Source organism: Sedimenticola hydrogenitrophicus (assembly GCF_029017505.1).
GTDB classification, from domain to species: Bacteria; Pseudomonadota; Gammaproteobacteria; order Chromatiales; family Chromatiaceae; genus Sedimenticola; species Sedimenticola hydrogenitrophicus_A.
In genome coordinates, this window is sequence record NZ_JAQGEI010000010.1 from 67,021 (window position 1) to 85,228 (window position 18,208).

Annotated in this window: 14 protein-coding genes; 3 read left to right on the top strand and 11 right to left on the bottom strand. The window is 57.3% G+C overall.

Features of this window, described 5'->3' with window-relative positions:
• Nucleotides 1-17 precede the first annotated feature (17 nt).
• A complete protein-coding gene (locus O9K64_RS08075; protein ID WP_275097569.1) occupies nucleotides 18-2,546 on the bottom strand; it encodes an AAA family ATPase in 2,529 nt (842 codons plus the stop codon).
• Between the two features lie 830 nt (nucleotides 2,547-3,376).
• Between O9K64_RS08075 and O9K64_RS08080 the strand changes: the two genes are divergently transcribed.
• The gene (locus O9K64_RS08080; RefSeq protein WP_275097570.1) at nucleotides 3,377-4,222 is read left to right on the top strand and encodes an ExeA family protein; all 846 of its coding nucleotides are present in this window, start codon (nucleotides 3,377-3,379) and stop codon (nucleotides 4,220-4,222) included.
• Between the two features lie 9 nt (nucleotides 4,223-4,231).
• Here O9K64_RS08080 and O9K64_RS08085 read toward each other — a convergent pair whose 3' ends face one another.
• Both O9K64_RS08085 and O9K64_RS08090 read right to left on the bottom strand, forming a co-directional pair.
• Nucleotides 4,232-5,548 carry a nucleotide sugar dehydrogenase gene (locus O9K64_RS08085; RefSeq protein WP_335342256.1) on the bottom strand — a complete coding sequence of 439 codons (1,317 nt, stop codon included), beginning with the start codon at nucleotides 5,546-5,548 and terminating at the stop codon, nucleotides 4,232-4,234.
• 131 nt (nucleotides 5,549-5,679) lie between these two features.
• On the bottom strand, nucleotides 5,680-6,705 hold the full coding sequence (locus O9K64_RS08090) for an SDR family oxidoreductase (protein WP_275097572.1): 1,026 nt from the start codon (nucleotides 6,703-6,705) through the stop codon (nucleotides 5,680-5,682).
• A 453-nt stretch (nucleotides 6,706-7,158) separates the two neighbouring features.
• On the opposite strand from O9K64_RS08090, the gene prsK reads away from it, so the two are divergent.
• The gene (gene prsK / locus O9K64_RS08095) at nucleotides 7,159-9,303 is read left to right on the top strand and encodes an XrtA/PEP-CTERM system histidine kinase PrsK (protein ID WP_275097573.1); all 2,145 of its coding nucleotides are present in this window, start codon (nucleotides 7,159-7,161) and stop codon (nucleotides 9,301-9,303) included.
• Between the two features lie 26 nt (nucleotides 9,304-9,329).
• Nucleotides 9,330-10,676: a PEP-CTERM-box response regulator transcription factor gene (gene prsR, locus O9K64_RS08100; RefSeq protein ID WP_305793077.1), complete on the top strand. Its 1,347-nt coding sequence runs from the start codon at nucleotides 9,330-9,332 to the stop codon at nucleotides 10,674-10,676.
• A gap of 15 nt (nucleotides 10,677-10,691) precedes the next feature.
• On the opposite strand, the gene O9K64_RS08105 is transcribed toward prsR, so the two are convergent.
• The 8 genes from O9K64_RS08105 to cobU form a co-directional block, all read right to left on the bottom strand.
• A complete protein-coding gene (locus O9K64_RS08105) occupies nucleotides 10,692-12,080 on the bottom strand; it encodes a TIGR03013 family XrtA/PEP-CTERM system glycosyltransferase (protein ID WP_275097575.1) in 1,389 nt (462 codons plus the stop codon).
• A 529-nt stretch (nucleotides 12,081-12,609) separates the two neighbouring features.
• Entirely contained in the window at nucleotides 12,610-13,044 is a 435-nt protein-coding gene (locus O9K64_RS08110; RefSeq protein WP_275097576.1) for a hypothetical protein, read from the bottom strand.
• 318 nt (nucleotides 13,045-13,362) lie between these two features.
• Nucleotides 13,363-14,346: a threonine-phosphate decarboxylase CobD gene (cobD, locus tag O9K64_RS08115; RefSeq protein WP_275097577.1), complete on the bottom strand. Its 984-nt coding sequence runs from the start codon at nucleotides 14,344-14,346 to the stop codon at nucleotides 13,363-13,365.
• Nucleotides 14,339-15,241 (bottom strand): adenosylcobinamide-phosphate synthase CbiB, encoded by a 903-nt coding sequence (gene cbiB, locus O9K64_RS08120; protein ID WP_275097578.1) that lies wholly within the window; start codon nucleotides 15,239-15,241, stop codon nucleotides 14,339-14,341. Before cbiB ends, cobD begins: the two co-directional genes overlap by 8 nt.
• Nucleotides 15,238-15,978, bottom strand: coding sequence for an adenosylcobinamide-GDP ribazoletransferase (locus O9K64_RS08125; protein WP_275097579.1), 741 nt, complete (start codon nucleotides 15,976-15,978; stop codon nucleotides 15,238-15,240). Before O9K64_RS08125 ends, cbiB begins: the two co-directional genes overlap by 4 nt.
• Before the next feature lie 4 nt (nucleotides 15,979-15,982).
• A complete protein-coding gene (locus O9K64_RS08130; protein ID WP_275097580.1) occupies nucleotides 15,983-16,621 on the bottom strand; it encodes a histidine phosphatase family protein in 639 nt (212 codons plus the stop codon).
• A complete protein-coding gene (gene cobT / locus O9K64_RS08135; RefSeq protein ID WP_420493161.1) occupies nucleotides 16,618-17,667 on the bottom strand; it encodes a nicotinate-nucleotide--dimethylbenzimidazole phosphoribosyltransferase in 1,050 nt (349 codons plus the stop codon). Before cobT ends, O9K64_RS08130 begins: the two co-directional genes overlap by 4 nt.
• Nucleotides 17,664-18,191, bottom strand: a complete 528-nt coding sequence (gene cobU, locus O9K64_RS08140) for a bifunctional adenosylcobinamide kinase/adenosylcobinamide-phosphate guanylyltransferase (RefSeq protein WP_275097581.1) — start codon at nucleotides 18,189-18,191, stop codon at nucleotides 17,664-17,666. The genes cobT and cobU overlap by 4 nt, the downstream gene beginning before the upstream one ends.
• Nucleotides 18,192-18,208: the final 17 nt, after the last annotated feature.

An 18,208-nucleotide genomic window follows, 5' to 3' on the forward strand; every position in this document is an offset into this window, starting at 1 on the left:
CATACATGGGTGACGGCTCAGTTAACCGGTGGGACTATGACTATCTTCACAAGCCGCTGCATGTGTCGTGCTCTTGCTCTATTATCGGAGCGACTTCTCAGCACCGGATAAACGCCGCGTCCTTCAACATGGAGCCGGCTTTTGGCAATGTTTTTTTTTTCGAGATAGGCGGCTACGGCGTCAGCACGCTTGAACGAAAGTTCCAGATTATAATAGCGGTTCCCGCTGTTATCCGCATATCCGATGATCCGGGCCGTATCCTCGGTGTGTCGTTTCAACCACTCCACCACCTCGGACAACTGGCCGACATACTCCTCTCCAATCGCAGTGCTGTTGCTGTTGAAGAGTACCTGTCGCTCCGGTCGCTGCCCGCTGGCCTGTTCAGCCGGGAGCCCGGCCGTCTCCCGAGTTTGCTCATGGTAGAGTATGCGGTCGTTGGTGGGTGTGCGCGGGATATCCTTGCGCTTCGGCGGTGGGTACGAGGTCGATACCGTCTCCTGGCTCATCCGGCCGTTGATGGCGGCCTGATCAATAATAGAATCCACCGTTACCGGCGAGGCCGGTTCATCGGCGGGTGCTGGCGACGCACCGTCCATGGGAAGCGGATCACCCGCCGTGGGTGTTGCTGCCATAACGGGTTCTTCCGTTTCCTCTTCCACTACCCGCACAGTGGTTTGTGTGATCGGAATCGGTAGCTCCGGGACGGCTTGCCCGGTTTCCTCGGGTGCCAGCGCGACGGGGATGATTGGCGCCGGGGTATCGACCATCGGATGCAGATTCGGCGGTGCGGAATTGTCGGTATGCTGGGCGGTTTCGCTATTGGCAGGTGTAGCGGAAACAGCGCTTTGCTCAACTACCGGCGCCGTTTTTTTTTGCTCGTCGATCACCCGGTCGTTTCGCGGGGTGTCGCGTGCTATCTGGTTGCCAGGGGGATCGCCGGACAATCGCGGAGCCGTCTCGCGGACTCTCTCCGCGGGTTGTGCCGCCTCATCCTGCGTGACCAGGCCCGTCGCCTCTAAATACTTCGCAGTATTATCGTTGCTGTTGGTATTGGCCGGTTTCCGGTCCGGAGTGAGCGCCGCCTGTTCACTCCGGCTGGATATGGCGTCACCGATTTTCTGTTCAAGCCTTTCTATACTGTCTTGAAACAGTGGCGGACGAATCACGTAGAGCGTTATCGATGCCACAACGAGTATGAACATAAACAGCAGCGTTATGCCCAGTAAACTCCGCTTTCGGCCGGCGTTACCACGGGGATGGGCGCGCGCCTGATATTCGTTGTAATAGTGGGTCCTTGGATCGGCGGTCATTTTCTCCCGCTGCGCCTTGGCAAACCGGTCACCATAACCTTGTTCGACGACAAGTGATTCAACGGGTTGGCGGATAGGTATCGGCTCGGAAGGCAGGTCCAGGGTATCGCCGAGCGAGAAATAATTCTCCTGGATTACATCCTCTTCGGTGCTCTGGGTCTGATCGGGAGAATGACTCCCTTCCCGCTTGGTCTGTTCCTCGAGCGAGCAGAAATGGGGAATCTCATCGTCCCGCGGTTGGGGGCGGGATAGTGGTGTGGTCGCGACCGAGGTTTTCCGGGCCGCCCGGTCCGTTTTGGCCAGATCAGGTTCGGTCCGCTCAATCAGCGGCGCTGTCGGCGGGTTATTATCCGTACCCGGCTGCAGGTCCGACTCTTCATCATCCATCAGGGAGGGCAGTTCCGCTTCGAAGCCCGCCGGCGCCAACTGCTCGAGTTGCAGCTCTTGCACCACGGTTCTTACATCGGCGGCACGGATGCGATGCTTTTCCTCCACGCAACCGTGGAGTAAGAAACGGCTGCATATAAGGTTAATTCTTCTCGGAACACCCTTACTGAACTGGAACACAAGCGGGTACACACCCTCATCGATCGTCGGATCATCCCTCCAGCCGACACGCTCCAGGCGATGTCGGATGTAGGCCTTTGTGTCCGGCTCGCTCAGTGAGTCAAGATGGCAGGCGGCCACGAGACGCTGGTGAACCTGCTCCATACTCGGTTTCTGGATCAGATCACGCAGATTTTCCTGGCCGATAAGAAAGATCTGCAGCAACGGCTGATTATTCAGTTGCAGGTTGGTTAATAGCCGGAGCTCTTCCAGTGCCGAAGCGGAGAGGTCCTGTGCTTCATCGATAATCAGCAGTGCCCGGGTGCCCTCTTCATGGAAGCGCCGCAGTCGCACGGAGAGACCCTGAAGCACAACCGCCTTGTTCGGGGCATCGATATCGAGTCCGAAATTGCATGCCACAAGCCGAAGCAGATCATCCGCCTCGAGTTGTGTGCTAACGATGGTGGCCACCACTATCGTGGATTGCGACAAGCCATCAACCAGGTCATTTACCAGCGTGGTCTTGCCGGTTCCGGGTTTACCGGTCACCATCACAAAGCCTTCGGCCCTGTGGATGGCATACTGCATATATGCCTTGGCCTTGGCATAACTCTTATGACTGAAACAGAACCGATGATCAGGGCTCAGCCTGAACGGTTCGGCTTTCAGATTGTAGAAAGACTCATACATAATACACGATCAATCCTTTGTCAGGCGTACGCCATCGCGTTGTTAAATCACTATTTTCCTCGCTCGATGCCTCTATTGTGGCGATTCCCAACGGGTAGCGATAAGACTGGGGGGCTCTCTTGAATCAGCTATCGCTTCAGCATCCTCTCTTCCGGTCAACAGCACAACAGGATCAATGCACGGGTTTGGAAAAATGTGATCAAATTACAGATAATCAGTATGTTACCGTATATATATACAACAGTACATTAGAGTGATATTTATCATACCAGTTAAATCCAGGCGCATAAATCATGCAGGTCGTTCGTATTAAGAAATAGCTTCCGAGGTGAACAGATACAGATTCCAGGATTTAGCGTATTAACTATTTGGGGCAATTACTGCTATAAAGTCCTGTGAACCACACAGCACGAATACACCCCCGTGTAAACAGGATAGCAGCCCCGTAAAAGAGTGCATCCCTGGGGTATAATCAACAGGCGAGGCAACTGCTATGCTTAGGGCTCGCGCAAAAATAAGTTCCGGTATTCGGTTGCCACTGGACCCCGCTGGCGGCGTTACGCTTTTTGGCAAGGGAGCGGGTTTGTCCATGGATGGACTTATGCCGCAGAGGCCATGGATGGCCGGGAGCGGCCATTGCCTGCAAAGCGTGCCTTGCCAGCGTGGCCCAGTTACGCCCTCGGTACTGCGAAATTATTCTTGCGCGAGCCCTTAGCGGACCCATGTGAAAGAAAATTTGCCAGGGAAGCGATCAACCATGGTATCGGGAAGCTGAAAAAAGCTGACCGGTATCAATAACAAGGATGGCAGACATTGCCATAAATATAACCATGTATGAAAAATTCTATCACCTGGAAGCGGACCCCTTCCGGCTCAGTCCAAACACCAGGCCTGGCTATAGGCATACCAGCTACATCCAGGCGAAGACCTACATGCTCTATGCGTTGCGCCGCGGCGAGGGCATTGTGCTTGTCACCGGGAGGCCCGGAACGGGTAAGACGGCCTTGCTGAGAGACTTCATCAACTCCATCCAGAATGAGCCCATTGTCACTGCCGATCTGGTCTCCACTCAGCTGCAATCCACAGACCTGATCAGGATGATCGCTTTCAGCTTCGGTATCGACCCACTGATCGGCGCTGAGACGACAATCATCAGTGAATTGAAGGCCCGGCTTTCAGAGATGCGTAATCTCGGCCGGCGTCCCCTGTTAATCATTGATGAGGCGCAGAATCTGGAGAATGAAGCGCTGCGCAAGATAGAGCTGCTGATGGAGCTCAGGTGGCAATCAGAACCACTGATTCAGATTTTTCTCATTGGCAGAGAACCGCTGCGCGAACTGGTGCTCGCGGAATCCCTTAAACGGCTTTATCAACAGGTAAACGCCGTGCTCTACATCGAACCGCTCGATGAGCGCGGCACGGCTGAATATATCCGGCACAGATTAATCCAGGTGGGCTGGGATTATGACCCCCAATTGGCGGATGAGATCTTCCCGGTAATTTACACCTACAGCCACGGTATCCCGCGTTTGATCAATCTCATCTGCAGCCAGGTGCTTCTGTTTGGGATGACGGAAGGTCTGCATTTCATCGGCCCGGACGAGCTCAATTCGGTTTTGGAGCAAATGATCAATGATCAGATGCTACCCTCGCCATTGCCGCATATCGCCGCGTGACCGGATAGGTCAGAGTCTCCAGAGCTCAATCCCGGCGTTGGAGAATGCGCTTCTGTCCAGCTTGGATTTCACATCCATCACGACCGCACCTTGATGCATGATTGCTGCAAAATCCGCTACCGAGAGCGACTGATACTGACTATGGGCTACCGCCAGCACCACCGCCTGGGCCTGCGGCAGCTGATCCCAACTCTGTAACTGGACGCCATACTCCTGGACCGCCTCTTCCGGGTCGGCCATAGGGTCCGTCACATACACATCGACGTTGTAGCTTTTCAGTTCATCGATAATATCCACAACCCGGGAATTTCTCAGGTCCGGACAGTTTTCCTTGAATGTCAGACCGAGGATGACCACCTTGGCGCCATTCACCGAATGACCGGCCCGAATCATCCGTTTCACCGTCTGCTCGGCAATATATTTGCCCATGCCGTCATTGGTCTTGCGGCCGGCAAGAATCACCTGGGGGTGATAGCCCACCGCCTCTGCCTTGTAGGTCAGGTAATAGGGATCAACCCCGATGCAGTGCCCCCCGACCAGGCCTGGCCGGAATGGCAGGAAATTCCATTTGGTACCGGCGGCCTCAAGCACATCGATGGTATCAATATCCATCTTGTGGAAAATCATCGCCAGTTCGTTCATCAAGGCGATATTCAGATCACGCTGGGTGTTCTCGATCACCTTGGCCGCCTCAGCGACCTTGATGGTGGAGGCACGGCAGACTCCAGCCGTGACAACGCTCTCATAGAGTTCGGCGACCAGCTCCCGGGTAATCGGTGTATCTCCGGAGACCACCTTGACAATGGTCTCCAGCCGATTCTCCTTATCTCCGGGATTAATCCGTTCGGGCGAGTAACCGATGTAGAATCCGCTATGCCGATCACCGCTGTCGGCGCCGTCACGGCCGGCCCACTGCATACCGGATATCTGTTCGATAATCGGTACGCAGACCTCTTCCGTGCAGCCCGGATAGACCGTGGATTCGAATACCACCGTTGCCCCGGGCTTGAGGTAAGCGGCCAGCGCCCGGCACGCCCCGATCACGGGACCCAGGTCAGGTTTTCTGGCATGATCGATCGGGGTCGGTACCGCCACCACGATGATCGACGCCTCGACAAGGCGTGATGGATCACTGGTATATTCGAGATAGGAGGCAATGGCCAGATCTTCCGGCTCGACTTCACCACTGGGGTCGAATCCGTTGCGATAATTGGTCAGCTTTCTCTCATCCAGGTCATAGCCGATCGTATCGCGTTTTTTACCAAATGCCACCGCCAGTGGCAAACCGACATAACCAAGACCTACGACTGCAATTTTGTCCATCATCATTCCTGATATTTGTTGAGCCCGTTACAGCGGGCCGGTCATTATGGCGACCTGAGCCGACTCTTCCGGTTCGGACTCGATAATGAGGGATTCACCGGTGAAGCCAGGTCCATTTTTTAAAATTGTCTGTTTCAGGCACCCGCCTCTAACTCGTCCAGAAACCAGCGGGTGGTCACCTCCAGCCCTTGCTGCAGATCGTGGGACGGGGCGTAGCCAAGCAGCGCGACTGCCTTGGATATATCCGCCTGCGAGTGCCGGACATCGCCGGCCCGGAACTCGACATAGTCCGGTTGTGCATCGGCGATGCGCTCATGGCGCAGGGCAAGCCGCTTCCTGATTTCGCTGAAAAGCTCGTTCAGCGTGGTACGGGCACCGTATGCTACATTGTATACTTGGTTCACTGCCTGCGGATTGGATGTGGTTGCCGCCAATAGATTCATCTGCACCGTATTGCCGATGAAACAGAAATCCCTGGAGGTCTCACCATCGCCGTTGATGCGGCAGGTAACCCCCCGGTAGAGCTCCTCTATCCAGCGCGGGATTACCGCGGCATAGGCGCCTTTGGGGTCCTGACGTGGCCCAAACACGTTGAAATAACGCAGACCAATCGATTCGATGCCGTAGGTTCGGGCGAAGACATCCGCATATAACTCGTTGACATACTTTGTCACCGCATAAGGTGAGAGCGGCTTGCCTATCAGCTCTTCTCGCTTCGGCAGGCCCGGATGATCCCCATAGGTCGAGGAAGAGGCCGCGTAAATAAACCGCTTCACCCCGGCATCCCTGGCCGCAACCAGCATATTAAGAAAACCGCTACTGTTGGTGTCATTGGTGGTTAACGGATCGTTGATTGAGCGGGGCACACTGCCCAGGGCGGCCTGATGCAGTACATAGTCAACCCCCTCAGCGGCTATCCTGCACTGGTCAATGCTCCTGATATCCAGTTCATGGAAGGTAAACCGTTGCCATTGCGTGTCACTGACCAGGCCACGGACTTTTTCCAGATTGTGCGGATGACCGGTGGCAAAGTTATCCAATCCCACCACCGTCTGGTCGAGCTGCAACAGCTCTTCCAGAAGATTCGAACCGATAAAACCGGCGACACCGGTGATTAACCAGGTACGCGGATTGTCCCGAAGTTCGTCCCGAACTTGCATAAACACTGACATTTTCTAGCCCTACCTCACCCTGCTGATGCCGCCCTATCCTGGGGCCTCCGGGCGCGCCGTGGATCAGCCCTGGGTATTTGAACCAAGCTGTTAATAATCCAGCAGATTGTACTTTCAAACACCCCCCGGGGCCAGTGGAATAAGCTAACATGAGTGACGATTCCTTATTTCCCCTCCGGCTCCGCGGGGTGTTCAAATACGCCCGGACACCGGGGTACAATCGGGACCATGATGCACCACCGTTATAGCACGGCTGAACTTGCCCTGTATCGGAACTAAGGACCCGTGCAAGAATAAGTTCCTGTATTCGGTCGACCCTGGACCCCGCTGGCGGCGTTACGCTTTTTGCCAAGGGAACAGGTTTGTCCATGGATGGACTTATGCCGCGGAGGCCATGGATGGCCGGGAGCTGCCATAGCCTGCAAAGCGTGCCTTGCCAGCGTGGCCCAGGAACGCCCTCGGTACTACGGAATTATCCTTGCGCGGGCCCTAAAACAACCAGAGTATGCTGCATTGAATATAGGATTCTTCAGTTATCTATTTGCTTTTATTGCCTTTGCGGCGCTGACCGGGTTGCTCATCACCTCCTGGCGGGGCCGTTCGCTGGGCCGTTTGCTGATCCTGGCCAGCACTCTTTCCGCTCTCTGGGCGGGAATTTCCGCACTTTCTGTTCTACGCCTCATAACTTTCCCCGGTATCTTGCAGCTATTGGAGTTGGGCCGGGATGCCTTCTGGTGCCTCTTTCTGTTGAAAAGTGTCCAGTCCAACAGCAGTCAGAAAATGGGCGGCCTGCTGCGTGTCACCCCGATAAACCTGTTCACCGCTTTTCTGGTCGTTGCCAGTGTGATTACGGTCGTCATTCCCCTGGTCGCGAAGCTAACGGCGAACGCCGGCCTGGTCAGCCATGATGCCACGCTGGGAATCTGGGTCGCCTTTAATATTATCGCCCTGTTGTTGCTGGAGCAGCTCTTCAGAAACTCCGCCCTCGAGCAGCGCTGGGCGATCAAGCATCTCTGCATCGGCATCGGCTGCATATTCTCCTATGACTTCTTCATGTTCGCGGATGCCCTCCTGTTCAAGCAGCTCAACCCGGCCCTGTGGAATGCCCGGGGCATAGTCAACGGTTTGATGGTCCCGCTGATCGCGATTTCGGTTGCGCGCAACCCCAAATGGTCACTGGACATCTACGTCTCCCGCAACGTGGTTTTCCAGTCCGTTACCCTGATCGGGGCCGGCATTTACCTGTTGGTGATGGCCTCGGCGGGTTATTACATCCGTTTTTACGGCGGCTCATGGGGTTCCACACTGCAGATAGCGTTCCTCAGTGGCACCGGGGCGCTGCTTCTTATTATCCTGTTTTCCGGGACCATACGGGCCAAGCTCAGGGTCTTCCTGAGCAAACACTTCTTCAACTACAAGTATGATTACCGGGAGGAGTGGCTGAGGTTCACACAGACGCTTGCCGACAGCGATGATGCGGTACCCGGAAGGATCCTGCGCGCCATGTCGGCCCTGGTCAACAGCAGCGGGGGAGCACTCTGGATCAGGCGCGACAACGGCCGATACGAATTCACCAGCAGCCTGAACATGCCCGAACCGGTGCAGGGGATAACGCCGGAACATGACCCGCTCTGCACCTTTCTGGAGAAGAATCAGTGGCTGGTTGACTTGGAGGAGTACGCAAGGAATCCGGATCTTTATGGTGGATTCACGCCACCCGCCTGGCTGACTGGAATTCAGAATGCCTGGCTGGTTGTGCCGCTGCTGTTCAAGAACGGCGTTTTTGGCTTCATTGTCATTGCCGCCTCCTCGTCACAGCGGTCCATCAACTGGGAGGACAGGGATCTGCTGAAGATGGCCGGTCAACAGGCGGCCAGCCATCTGGCGCAGCATTTTTCGGAAAAGGCGCTGACCCAGGCGCGGCAGTTCGAGGCATTTAATCGACTATCCGCCTACGTGGTGCATGATCTCAAGAATATCCTTGCGCAACAGTCGCTGATTGTATCGAACGCCGAGCGGCATAAACATAAGCCGGAATTCATAGATGATGTGATCTGCACGGTCAGAAACTCGGTCATGCGCATGACCAACTTGATGGAACAGATGAAGAGCGGTATGCGGGGCAACACTTCACAGCGGATCAACCTGGGTTCACTGCTGGAAGAAGTGACCGCCGCGCACGCTGCAGGAAAACCCGCTCCTCTCCTCAGAGCACCTCTGGAAACACTTTTTGTCCAGGCGGACAGGGAGCAGCTGGCGACGGTATTCGGCCATATTATTCAGAACGCCCAGGATGCCACAGCCAATGACGGACATGTTATTATCAGTGTGGTACAAGCTGGGGATATGGCCGTGGTAGAGGTTGAAGATAATGGCACCGGCATGGATCAGGAGTTCATAAAGCAACGCCTTTTTCACCCCTTTGACTCCACCAAGGGCCTGACGGGCATGGGGATCGGTGTGTATGAGAGCCGGGAGTATATTCGTAGCCTGAGCGGTGATATCAGTGTCAAAAGTACACCGGGGGAAGGTTCGATTTTTCGTATTGCCCTGCCCCGCGTGAGTACCCTGGTAATAACGGACTAGCCATAGTGAGGAAGCTTGTGACGGACTTGAATAAGTACCTGTTAATCGTCGAGGACGATGTTGGCCTACAGAGTCAACTCCGATGGTGTTTTGATGATTTTGAGGTGCTGATGGCGGGAGACAGGGAAGAGGCCATCACGCAAATCCGGCGCCACCAGCCCGCGGTTGTAACGCTCGATCTGGGCTTGCCGCCCGACCCAGGCGGCGTCAGCGAGGGACTTGCCTCACTGGAGGAGATACTCTTCATTGCCCCGGGCACGAAGATTATCGTGGTGACGGGAGATAATGACCGGACGAATGCGGTAAAGGCAATCGCGCTTGGCGCCTACGATTTCTGCCAGAAACCGGTGGAACCGGAGATCCTGTCATTGATTGTCAACCGCGCCTATCATGTAAGCGAGCTTGAGCAGGAAAACATCAAACTTCAGCAGAGTCAGTTCAAAACCCCACTCAACGGCATCATTGCAACCAGCCCGGAAATGATCAAGGTTTGCAGGACGATCGAGAAGGTTGCCCCATCCAACATAACAACCCTGCTGCTCGGTGCCAGCGGCACGGGAAAGGAGCTGTTTGCGCAGGCCCTGCACGAACTCAGCCCACGGTCCGATCATAAGATGGTCGCCATCAACTGTGCTGCCATACCGGCAAACCTGCTGGAGAGCGAACTGTTCGGTTACGAGAAGGGGGCTTTCACCGGCGCCTCGAAACAGACCCGGGGTAAGATTGAATACGCCAACGGTGGTACGCTGTTTCTGGACGAAATCGGCGATCTGCCAATCGATCTTCAGGCCAAGCTCCTGCGTTTTCTTCAGGAACGTGTCCTGGAGCGAATCGGTGGACGCGAAGAGATCCCCATCGACGTGCGAATCATCTGCGCCACCCACCAGAATATTCAGAACCTGATTGAAGCAGGCCGCTTCAGGGAAGATCTGTATTACCGGATCAGTGAAGTCACCATAAAAATACCGGCATTAAAGGAGCGTGAGGGAGATGCGCTGGTATTGGCCAAGGCGTTTCTTGAGCGCTTCAGCAAAGAGTATAACCAGCAGATAAGCGGCTTCGACAAAAATGCCATTCTTGCCGTCGAACACTATGACTGGCCGGGCAATGTGCGTGAAATAGAGAGCCGGGTCAAGCGCGCGGTGATTATGGCAGAAAGCCCGCTGATAACCCTGGAAGATCTTGAGCTCGCCGCTCCGGATGCAGAGGCGATGCCGTTAAATTTAAAACAGGTTCGTGGGGAGGCCGAACGCAAGGCGATTCTGCGCGCACTTAACCATACAGATGCAAACATTTCCGATACCGCAAAGATTCTGGGCGTCACCCGCCCGACTCTTTACAGTCTGATGGAAAAATACGATATCAAGCCATGAGGGGCCGCAAGCCGCCTAGCGCACACCCTTCTTGAAAAAAATAATCTCCGCCGTCTGCACCAGTATATAGAAATCAAACAACAGTCCGTGGTTTTTCACGTAATAGAGGTCGTACTGAAGCTTTTCCATGGAGTCTTTCCTGGAGGCTCCGTAGGGGTAGCAGACCTGCGCCCAGCCGGCCAGCCCGGGCGTGACCCGGTGCCTTTCCTTATACAGCGCATTCACTTTGGAGAGCTGCTCTACAAACTCGGGGCGTTCCGGGCGGGGCCCCACCAGGCTCATGTCGCTGACAAAAATATTCCATAGCTGGGGTAACTCGTCAAAGCGGTATTTGCGTATCCATGAGCCGACCCCGGTGATTCTTGAATCGTTCGGTTGCGCCCAGCGGGCCACGCCATCCTTTTCTGCATCCGCGCGCATACTGCGGAACTTGTAGAGATTAAAGCATCGCCCATCCCGCCCTACACGTTCCTGCCGGTACAACACCGGTCCCCGCCCCTTGCTCTCCAGCAGGATGGCTATTGCCGTCAGCGCCATCAGCGGCGCACAGATGACCAGCATCACCGAGCTGATCAGGATATCGAATGCACGCTTGGCAACGGAACGGAGAATATTACGCCTGAAGCCTTCCGCATAGATCAGCCAGCTTGGCTGGATAAGATCAAGCCTTATCTTTTCTGTTTCGCGTTCGAAAAAGTCGAGCAGATCGGTTATCGCTATGCCGCTCATGCGGCAGTCGATAAGGCCTTCAAGGGGTAATTTTCTGCGCCTGTCATCCGGTGCAATGATAATTTCGTCGATGTGATGCTCAATGGCATAACGGCAGATATCGTCATCAATATCGAGCAGCTTGTGATTTCCCACCTGGACCGCCTCGTCCATGGCGGTTCGTATATAACCGGCCAGCTCAAAACCCCGTTGATCGGTCTTGCGCCTGAGTTTATCGATGGATGCGGCACGGCGGCCAGCCCCGATCACCAGGACCCGCCGCTGCAGGACATTCCCATCGACAAATTTGTAGAAGTAGATTCTGAGTCCTATCGAGTAGACAAAGGCCAGCAGGACATATTCACCGATATAGGCGGCATCCGTGGTAAACAACGGAAAAAGCGCATCCAGCAGGGTCATCGTCAGAAGACCCGAGAGGCATGCCACCATCAGTCTGATCAAGGCCCCCTTGATGCCTTCCCGCTGGCGGGCGTCGTACAGCCCCATGGAGGCGATGGCGAGGACCAGTACCATGCCGGCGAAGGCCGCTTCCGGCCAACGCTGGGCCAGTGGCGCGGAAATCCTGGTGGTATCCAGCAGGGGCGACACGAACAGGTATACCGACACAAACGAGAGATATTCAACGACGGCGAGCAAGAGGAACTGGGCGTGAAAGAAGTGTCCGAAAAGCCGCACCTTTCCTCTTAACGAGTGGAGGCGCGAAAAGACTCTCATCTTGTCGCTTGCCACGACACCGGGGGATACACTATCGGATTCGGAATGCGGTACTTTTTGCTGCTCATTCTCGAACCGGACTAATGAAATGTTTGGACTGCCTTGAGCGCTCATACATTCTCCCTTGCACCCTGATTATTTATTCTTTCCTTGACGAATTTTGTTCTATTCTACCCGGGTAGTATGTCGGCAAAATGGCAAAACCGTGTCAGTTCAATTATCCCGCTGCCGTGAATACCCCGGTAAAATCTTTCTATCGTCCAGTAATAGTAAACCCTAGCGCGGGATCTGCCTACCCAGGCTGATCTAAGTCAAGGCGCGCCACCGCCTGAATCGGAGCGACCGGCTCCCGCAAAATCCCCGTTGATGTGCCTTTATATGGAGAGTTCGGCGGGGAAGTTGATTCATAATCCGGCAGAGAATATCTGGCCTGGCAGGCTGTGTAGAACCCTGTCGCCGGCCGCTTGCAGGCATTAGACAGGCAATGGATTCACTCTTGAATCTGCAGTGACAGCGGCGTAACCCGGGGCGCTATATCGCTCCGGACACAACGCCGCAGGGCAGCGGAAAGCCCCTCCACCTCCTCTGGAAGCGGCCCTGTCGTCAACACCGGTATAGCCAGATTATCACTCTCATGGACCATCAGGATTACCACATCATCTTTTATAAGTGCCGCTATGTACGGATTATTTTGCCTTTGAACATACGGATAACCGTCACCCGTCATCAGATAGTCATACCCTTCGGATGTGCAGCTATCCCCGGGTATGCCGGAAGCGGTCTCCCCCATGATGGTAGTCGGATCGGCACCCTGTCGCAGCTGCCGGCTATTCTGGTCGTCCTCGTTGATAAAGGTGCCGATCAGCATCGGGATGGCGAATGCGAACAGAAAACCAAAGGCGACAAAGTAAAGCACCACTCTCATGCTCTTGCCCTTCCCTATGCCAAAACCGTCCGCCTGCAGATCCAGCGCATGTTCATTTCATGAAGGTTGTTCAATAGAAGATCAGCCTATGGACTACCTTTTTTGCAAAAATTCGGCATCCAGTTGGAGATCAGACCTACAATCAGGGTAGGCGATGTCCTACAAACAGGCTTCGTATTATTTTAAAGCTATTTTCCCAGTCAAAATTGTTTAGGCAATATTCACGCCATCTATATATCTCTATGTAATATAAGAAATATAATTCGCGGCTTCGCGCTGAGCTGTAAAATAATCCGACAAGTTATATCGACCGCGCGCTCATTTGGGTCGCCGAGCCAGGCAATCCGCCAATCGATCCCACGCCTCTTCTTCACCCGGCAGTCCAAAACGAACAGCCGACTGCTCCGGGAACCGTCGCACCAGGATGCCGTGGTGCGCCAAGTGATCCGCAATCGAATCGGCAGCCGCACTTTTTACATACTGGAACAGTAATGTCCCTCCAGCGGGTTCAAGAGCGGCACGGGTCAATAGCGTTTGCAGCCGGGCGCCAGCCAGGGAGAGTTCGCCACGCATCCTCGCCTGCCAGGCCCGGTCGGCCAGTGCCGCGCTCGCCACCCAGCGTGACGGCCCGGCAATGCTCCAGGGACCGAGTTTCACCCTTATCCGCTCGAGCAGCGCTGTTTCAGCCAGGACAAATCCCACCCGGGCCCCTGCAAGCCCGAAAAATTTGCCCAGCGAACGCAGGATGATCAGTCCGGCCCTGGGCGTAACGCTGGCCAGGCTCCGTTCCGGTGTAGCATCCATAAAGGCTTCATCGATCACCAGCCAGCCGCCTCTTACTGAAAGCCTGTTATGCCATGCCAATAACTGTGACCGGGTAAAAACACGGCCGTCGGGATTATTTGGATTACAAATGACCAGCACATCCAGCTCATCGATGCGGCCCTCTATCGCATCGGCGGCGATCGTCCGTACCTGGTGGTTGGCGTATCGCCAGGCGTGCGGGTGTTCGCCGTAGCAGGGATCGACCACCCCGACTCTCGACACGGGTCTGAGTGCAGGAAGCACCTGAATGGCCTGCTGCGAGCCCGCCACCGGCAACAGACTGCGGCATCCATAGTAGACACACGCCGCCTGCTCCAGTCCATCCGCCTCTTCCGGCAGGCGCTGCCAGACCGTATCGGGCGGCCGCGGGGCCGCCCAGCCGTCCGGATTGATACCGGTCGAAAGATCCACCCACTCGTCCAGCGGAATCCCATAGGCTTCCGCGGCGGCTCTCAGCCTCCCGCCATGCTCAAGCAAGCAGCCATCCTCCCATCAATATCCCAATCACCCACAACAGCACGCTTTTATGCACCAGGTCAATGGCACGGTAGATATCGCCCGTTGCGGGAACCACCCCGGTCCCGAAATAGGGTTTGTTTTTCTCTAACCCTGCATAGCAACAGGGACCACCGAGTATCACGCCGAGCGCACCCGCCCCGGCCGTCATCACGACGCCGGCATTGGGGCTGTCGAGCGCGCCGGCCTGCTCGTGCCAACAGCGGATACTTCCGCGCCAATCACCGGCAACGGCATAGGCCAGGGCGGTCAGCCGGGCCGGCAACCAGTTCAGCAGGTCATCCAGGCGCGCGGCACTCCAGCCGAAATCCAGGAAGCGCGGGGTACGGTAGCCCCACATGGCATCCAGTGTATTGACCAGCCGATAGACGACCACCCCCGGGGCGCCGGCCAGCAAAAACCAGAACAGTGCACCAAAGATCGCATCGGCGCCGTTCTCCAGCACGGACTCAAGGGTGGCACTGACGATGGCCGTGTGCGGCATATCCTGGGTATCCCGGCTGACGATCATACCGACCCGCTCTCTGGCGAGTTCCGGGTCGGGAGTTTGCAGTGCCTCGGCTACGGCACGCGCGTGCCCCGCCAGGCTGTTGGCGCCGATCGCCAGATACAGCAGCAAGATATCGAACAGCGGACCCAGCCAGCCACTGAGACCGTGGGCAGCCAGGGCCAGGGGCGTCACCAGCAGCAGGACGGCAAGGCTGCCGGCGATCCGCATGGCTTTGCCGCTGCCCCTGTTCAGGCGGTCCTCCAGATAGTGCGCCATCCGGCCGAACCCGATCAATGGGTGCCAGCGCCTGGGTTCGCCCAGAATCCGGTCCAGCAACAGCGCTGGCAGAATCAGCGCGAAACTCATAGCAGCACAGCCGCCACTACCAGCGACATCGCCTCGGTCAGTTCACAGATGGCGCCTGCCGCATCGCCGGTGAAACCACCGATGCGTGACATGATGGCCTGGCGGTAGAGATAAAACAGCGCGGCACAGGATAACAGGATCCACACGGCGGACCACCCCAATATAACCAGGCAGAAGAGTGCCGAGGCCAGCAGTACCCGGACGGCCTGCGCTCTCGGGAGATACGCGGCGAGCGTGGAACCGAGACCCACCGGCCTGATATAGGGCAGATAGAGAAAGATCGCCATCAGACTGAGCCGCCCGAGCAGCGGGGCCACCAGCAGGACACCCCAGGCGCCCTGGGTTGTCAGCGTCTGCAGCGCGGCCAGCTTGACCAGCAACAACAGCACCACGCCAGTGACCGCCATGGGGCCGCAGGTGGGGTCCTTCATGATCTCCAGGGTTCTGTCCCGGTCCCCCTGACCGCCGATCCAGGCATCGGCCATATCGGCGAGCCCGTCAAGATGCAATCCGCCGGTCACCACCACCCAGACAACCAGCAACAGCACGGCACGCAGCAGGGGATCGGCAGTACCGGCCATACTGTCGGTGGCCATCAGCAACAGCCCGATCAGCAGACCGACCAGCGGATAGTAGAGCAGGCTTCTCCCCTGCTCCGATTCACCTGGCAGCGGACCCGGCACGGCGACCGGCAACCGGGTCAGAAACTGTAATGCGAAGAGAAATTGCCTGATCATATAGTCAACCGTTTTCAGGGGCCGGTGATCCGCAATGAAACACCAGCCGCGGACAGCCCTGTTCAATACGGATGCGACTGATTCCCGCATAGGGCAGCTCTATCCGGAACAGATGACGCAGGGAGATCTCCAGCACCTGGCCGATGATCATCCGGTTGACACCGCCATGGGCGACGATCAACAGATGCTGGCCTTGATGCAGCGACTGGATATCCCGCCAGGCCGATGCCACCCGGGATTGAAACCGGGTCATCGGCTCCCCCCCCGGTGGCGGGCAGTCCACGGGGTTGTTCCAGAAGGCGCCCACCAGTTGGGGCGATTCCCGATACAGGATCTCCGGTGAGCGACCCTCCCAGTCACCAAAGCCGATCTCTTTAAGGCGCTCGTCGAGCGCCATCGGGATACCCGCCTTGTGACTCAACTCGGCGGCAAACTGCGCACAACGCAACAACGGCGAGGAGATGATGCGGTCCCAGGGGGCGTGGCCGGCGGTCGCCTCACGCATCTGCCGCCAGCCGCGATCGCTCAGCGGATCATCACGCCAGCCGCGGAACAGCACACCGCCTTCCGGTTCGCCATGGCGGATCAGATCGATCGTGGTCGGGCCTGCGCCCGTTTCCGGATCCACTCCCGGCACACTCACCCCCCGGCCACACCGGCATCGGCAAAGGTCGCCATACGGTTGTGCAGATCACAGGCCGCGCGCAACAGCGGCACCGCGGTCGCCGCCCCGCTGCCCTCGCCCAGGCGCATGCCCAGGTTCAGCAGCGGCCGCGCGTCCAGCGCCTGCAGCATCAACTGATGACCCGGCTCGGCCGATTGATGGGAGAACAGCAGCCACTCCCGCACCTCGGGACGGTGGCGCACCGCCACCAGCGCGGCGGCCGTGGTGATATAGCCATCGACCAGCACCGGCAAACCCGCCTGGGCACAGCAGAGGTAGGCGCCGGCCAGGGCGGCGATCTCGAACCCCCCCAGACAACGCAGTGCCTCCAGGGGTTGACGGATGAGGTCCCCGTAGCGTTGCAGTGCCCCTCGCAGCAGCGCGGCCTTGTGGGAGACACCCTGCCGGTCGAGACCGGTACCCGGCCCGGCCAGCCGCTCGGGGTCGACCTCCAGCAGCGCGCAACCCAGCGCCGCCGCGGCCGTGGTGTTGCCGATGCCCATGTCGCCGCCGATAAACAGTTCCGCCCCCTGAGCCAATGCCCTGCGGGCAGCGGCACGACCGGCATCCAGGGCGATAGCCAGTTGCGCGGCGGTCATGGCATCCTGATGCTGCAGATTGGCGGTGCCCGCCCCGGCGCGATGGCTGATGACACCGGGCAGATCCGCCGGTTCGGCCACGGTGCCGACATCGACCACTTCCAGGGTGGCGCCGAGGGAGTCCGCCAACACGCTGATAGCAGCACCACCGGCGGAAAAATTGGCCACCATCTGTACGGTGACCTCCTGTGGAAAGGCGGAAACCCCGGAAGCGGCAACCCCATGATCGCCGGCAAACACCGTTATCCACACCTTGTCCACCCGGGGTGACTCCCGGCCCTGCAGGACCGCCAGGCGGATTGCCAGCGACTCCAGCATGCCCAGCGATCCGGCCGGCTTGGTCAGCTGCAGTTGCCGCGCTGTCGCGATACCGCTATAGGTCCGGTCCGGTACCGCTACCGGGTCATTCAGCCAGTCTGGTTTCAAAGTGGTTCCCCTTTAAGTGTCAGTGGCAGGCCTGCCACGGTGAATATCACGCGGTCACAGAGCTGGGCCAGGCGCTGATGCAGCCAACCGGACTCGTCCTGAAAACGCCTGGTGATCTCGCCCAGCGGCACGATGCCGAGTCCCACCTCGTTGCTGACCAGGATCAGCTCGCCCGGCAAATCCGGCACGACCGACAACAACGCCTCGGTCTGTTCCTGAAAGTGCCGACCGTCATCCAGCAGCAGGATATTGGAGAGCCAGAGGGTCAGGCAATCGACCAGCAGCAGTTGTCCGCCAGTGCAGTGCTGGCGGAGGGTGGCGGCGAGATTCAACGGCTCCTCGATCAGCTGCCAGTGCTCGGGACGACGTTCCCGGTGCCGCCTGATGCGCCGCTCCATCTCCAGATCTTCATCTACCAGTGCCGCCGTGGCGACATAGATAACCCGACCGGACGACTCCGTTGCCAGTCGTTCCGCCAAGGCGCTCTTGCCTGAGCGGGCGCCCCCGAGAATCAGCTGTTTCACGCCATGCTTACCCGTTG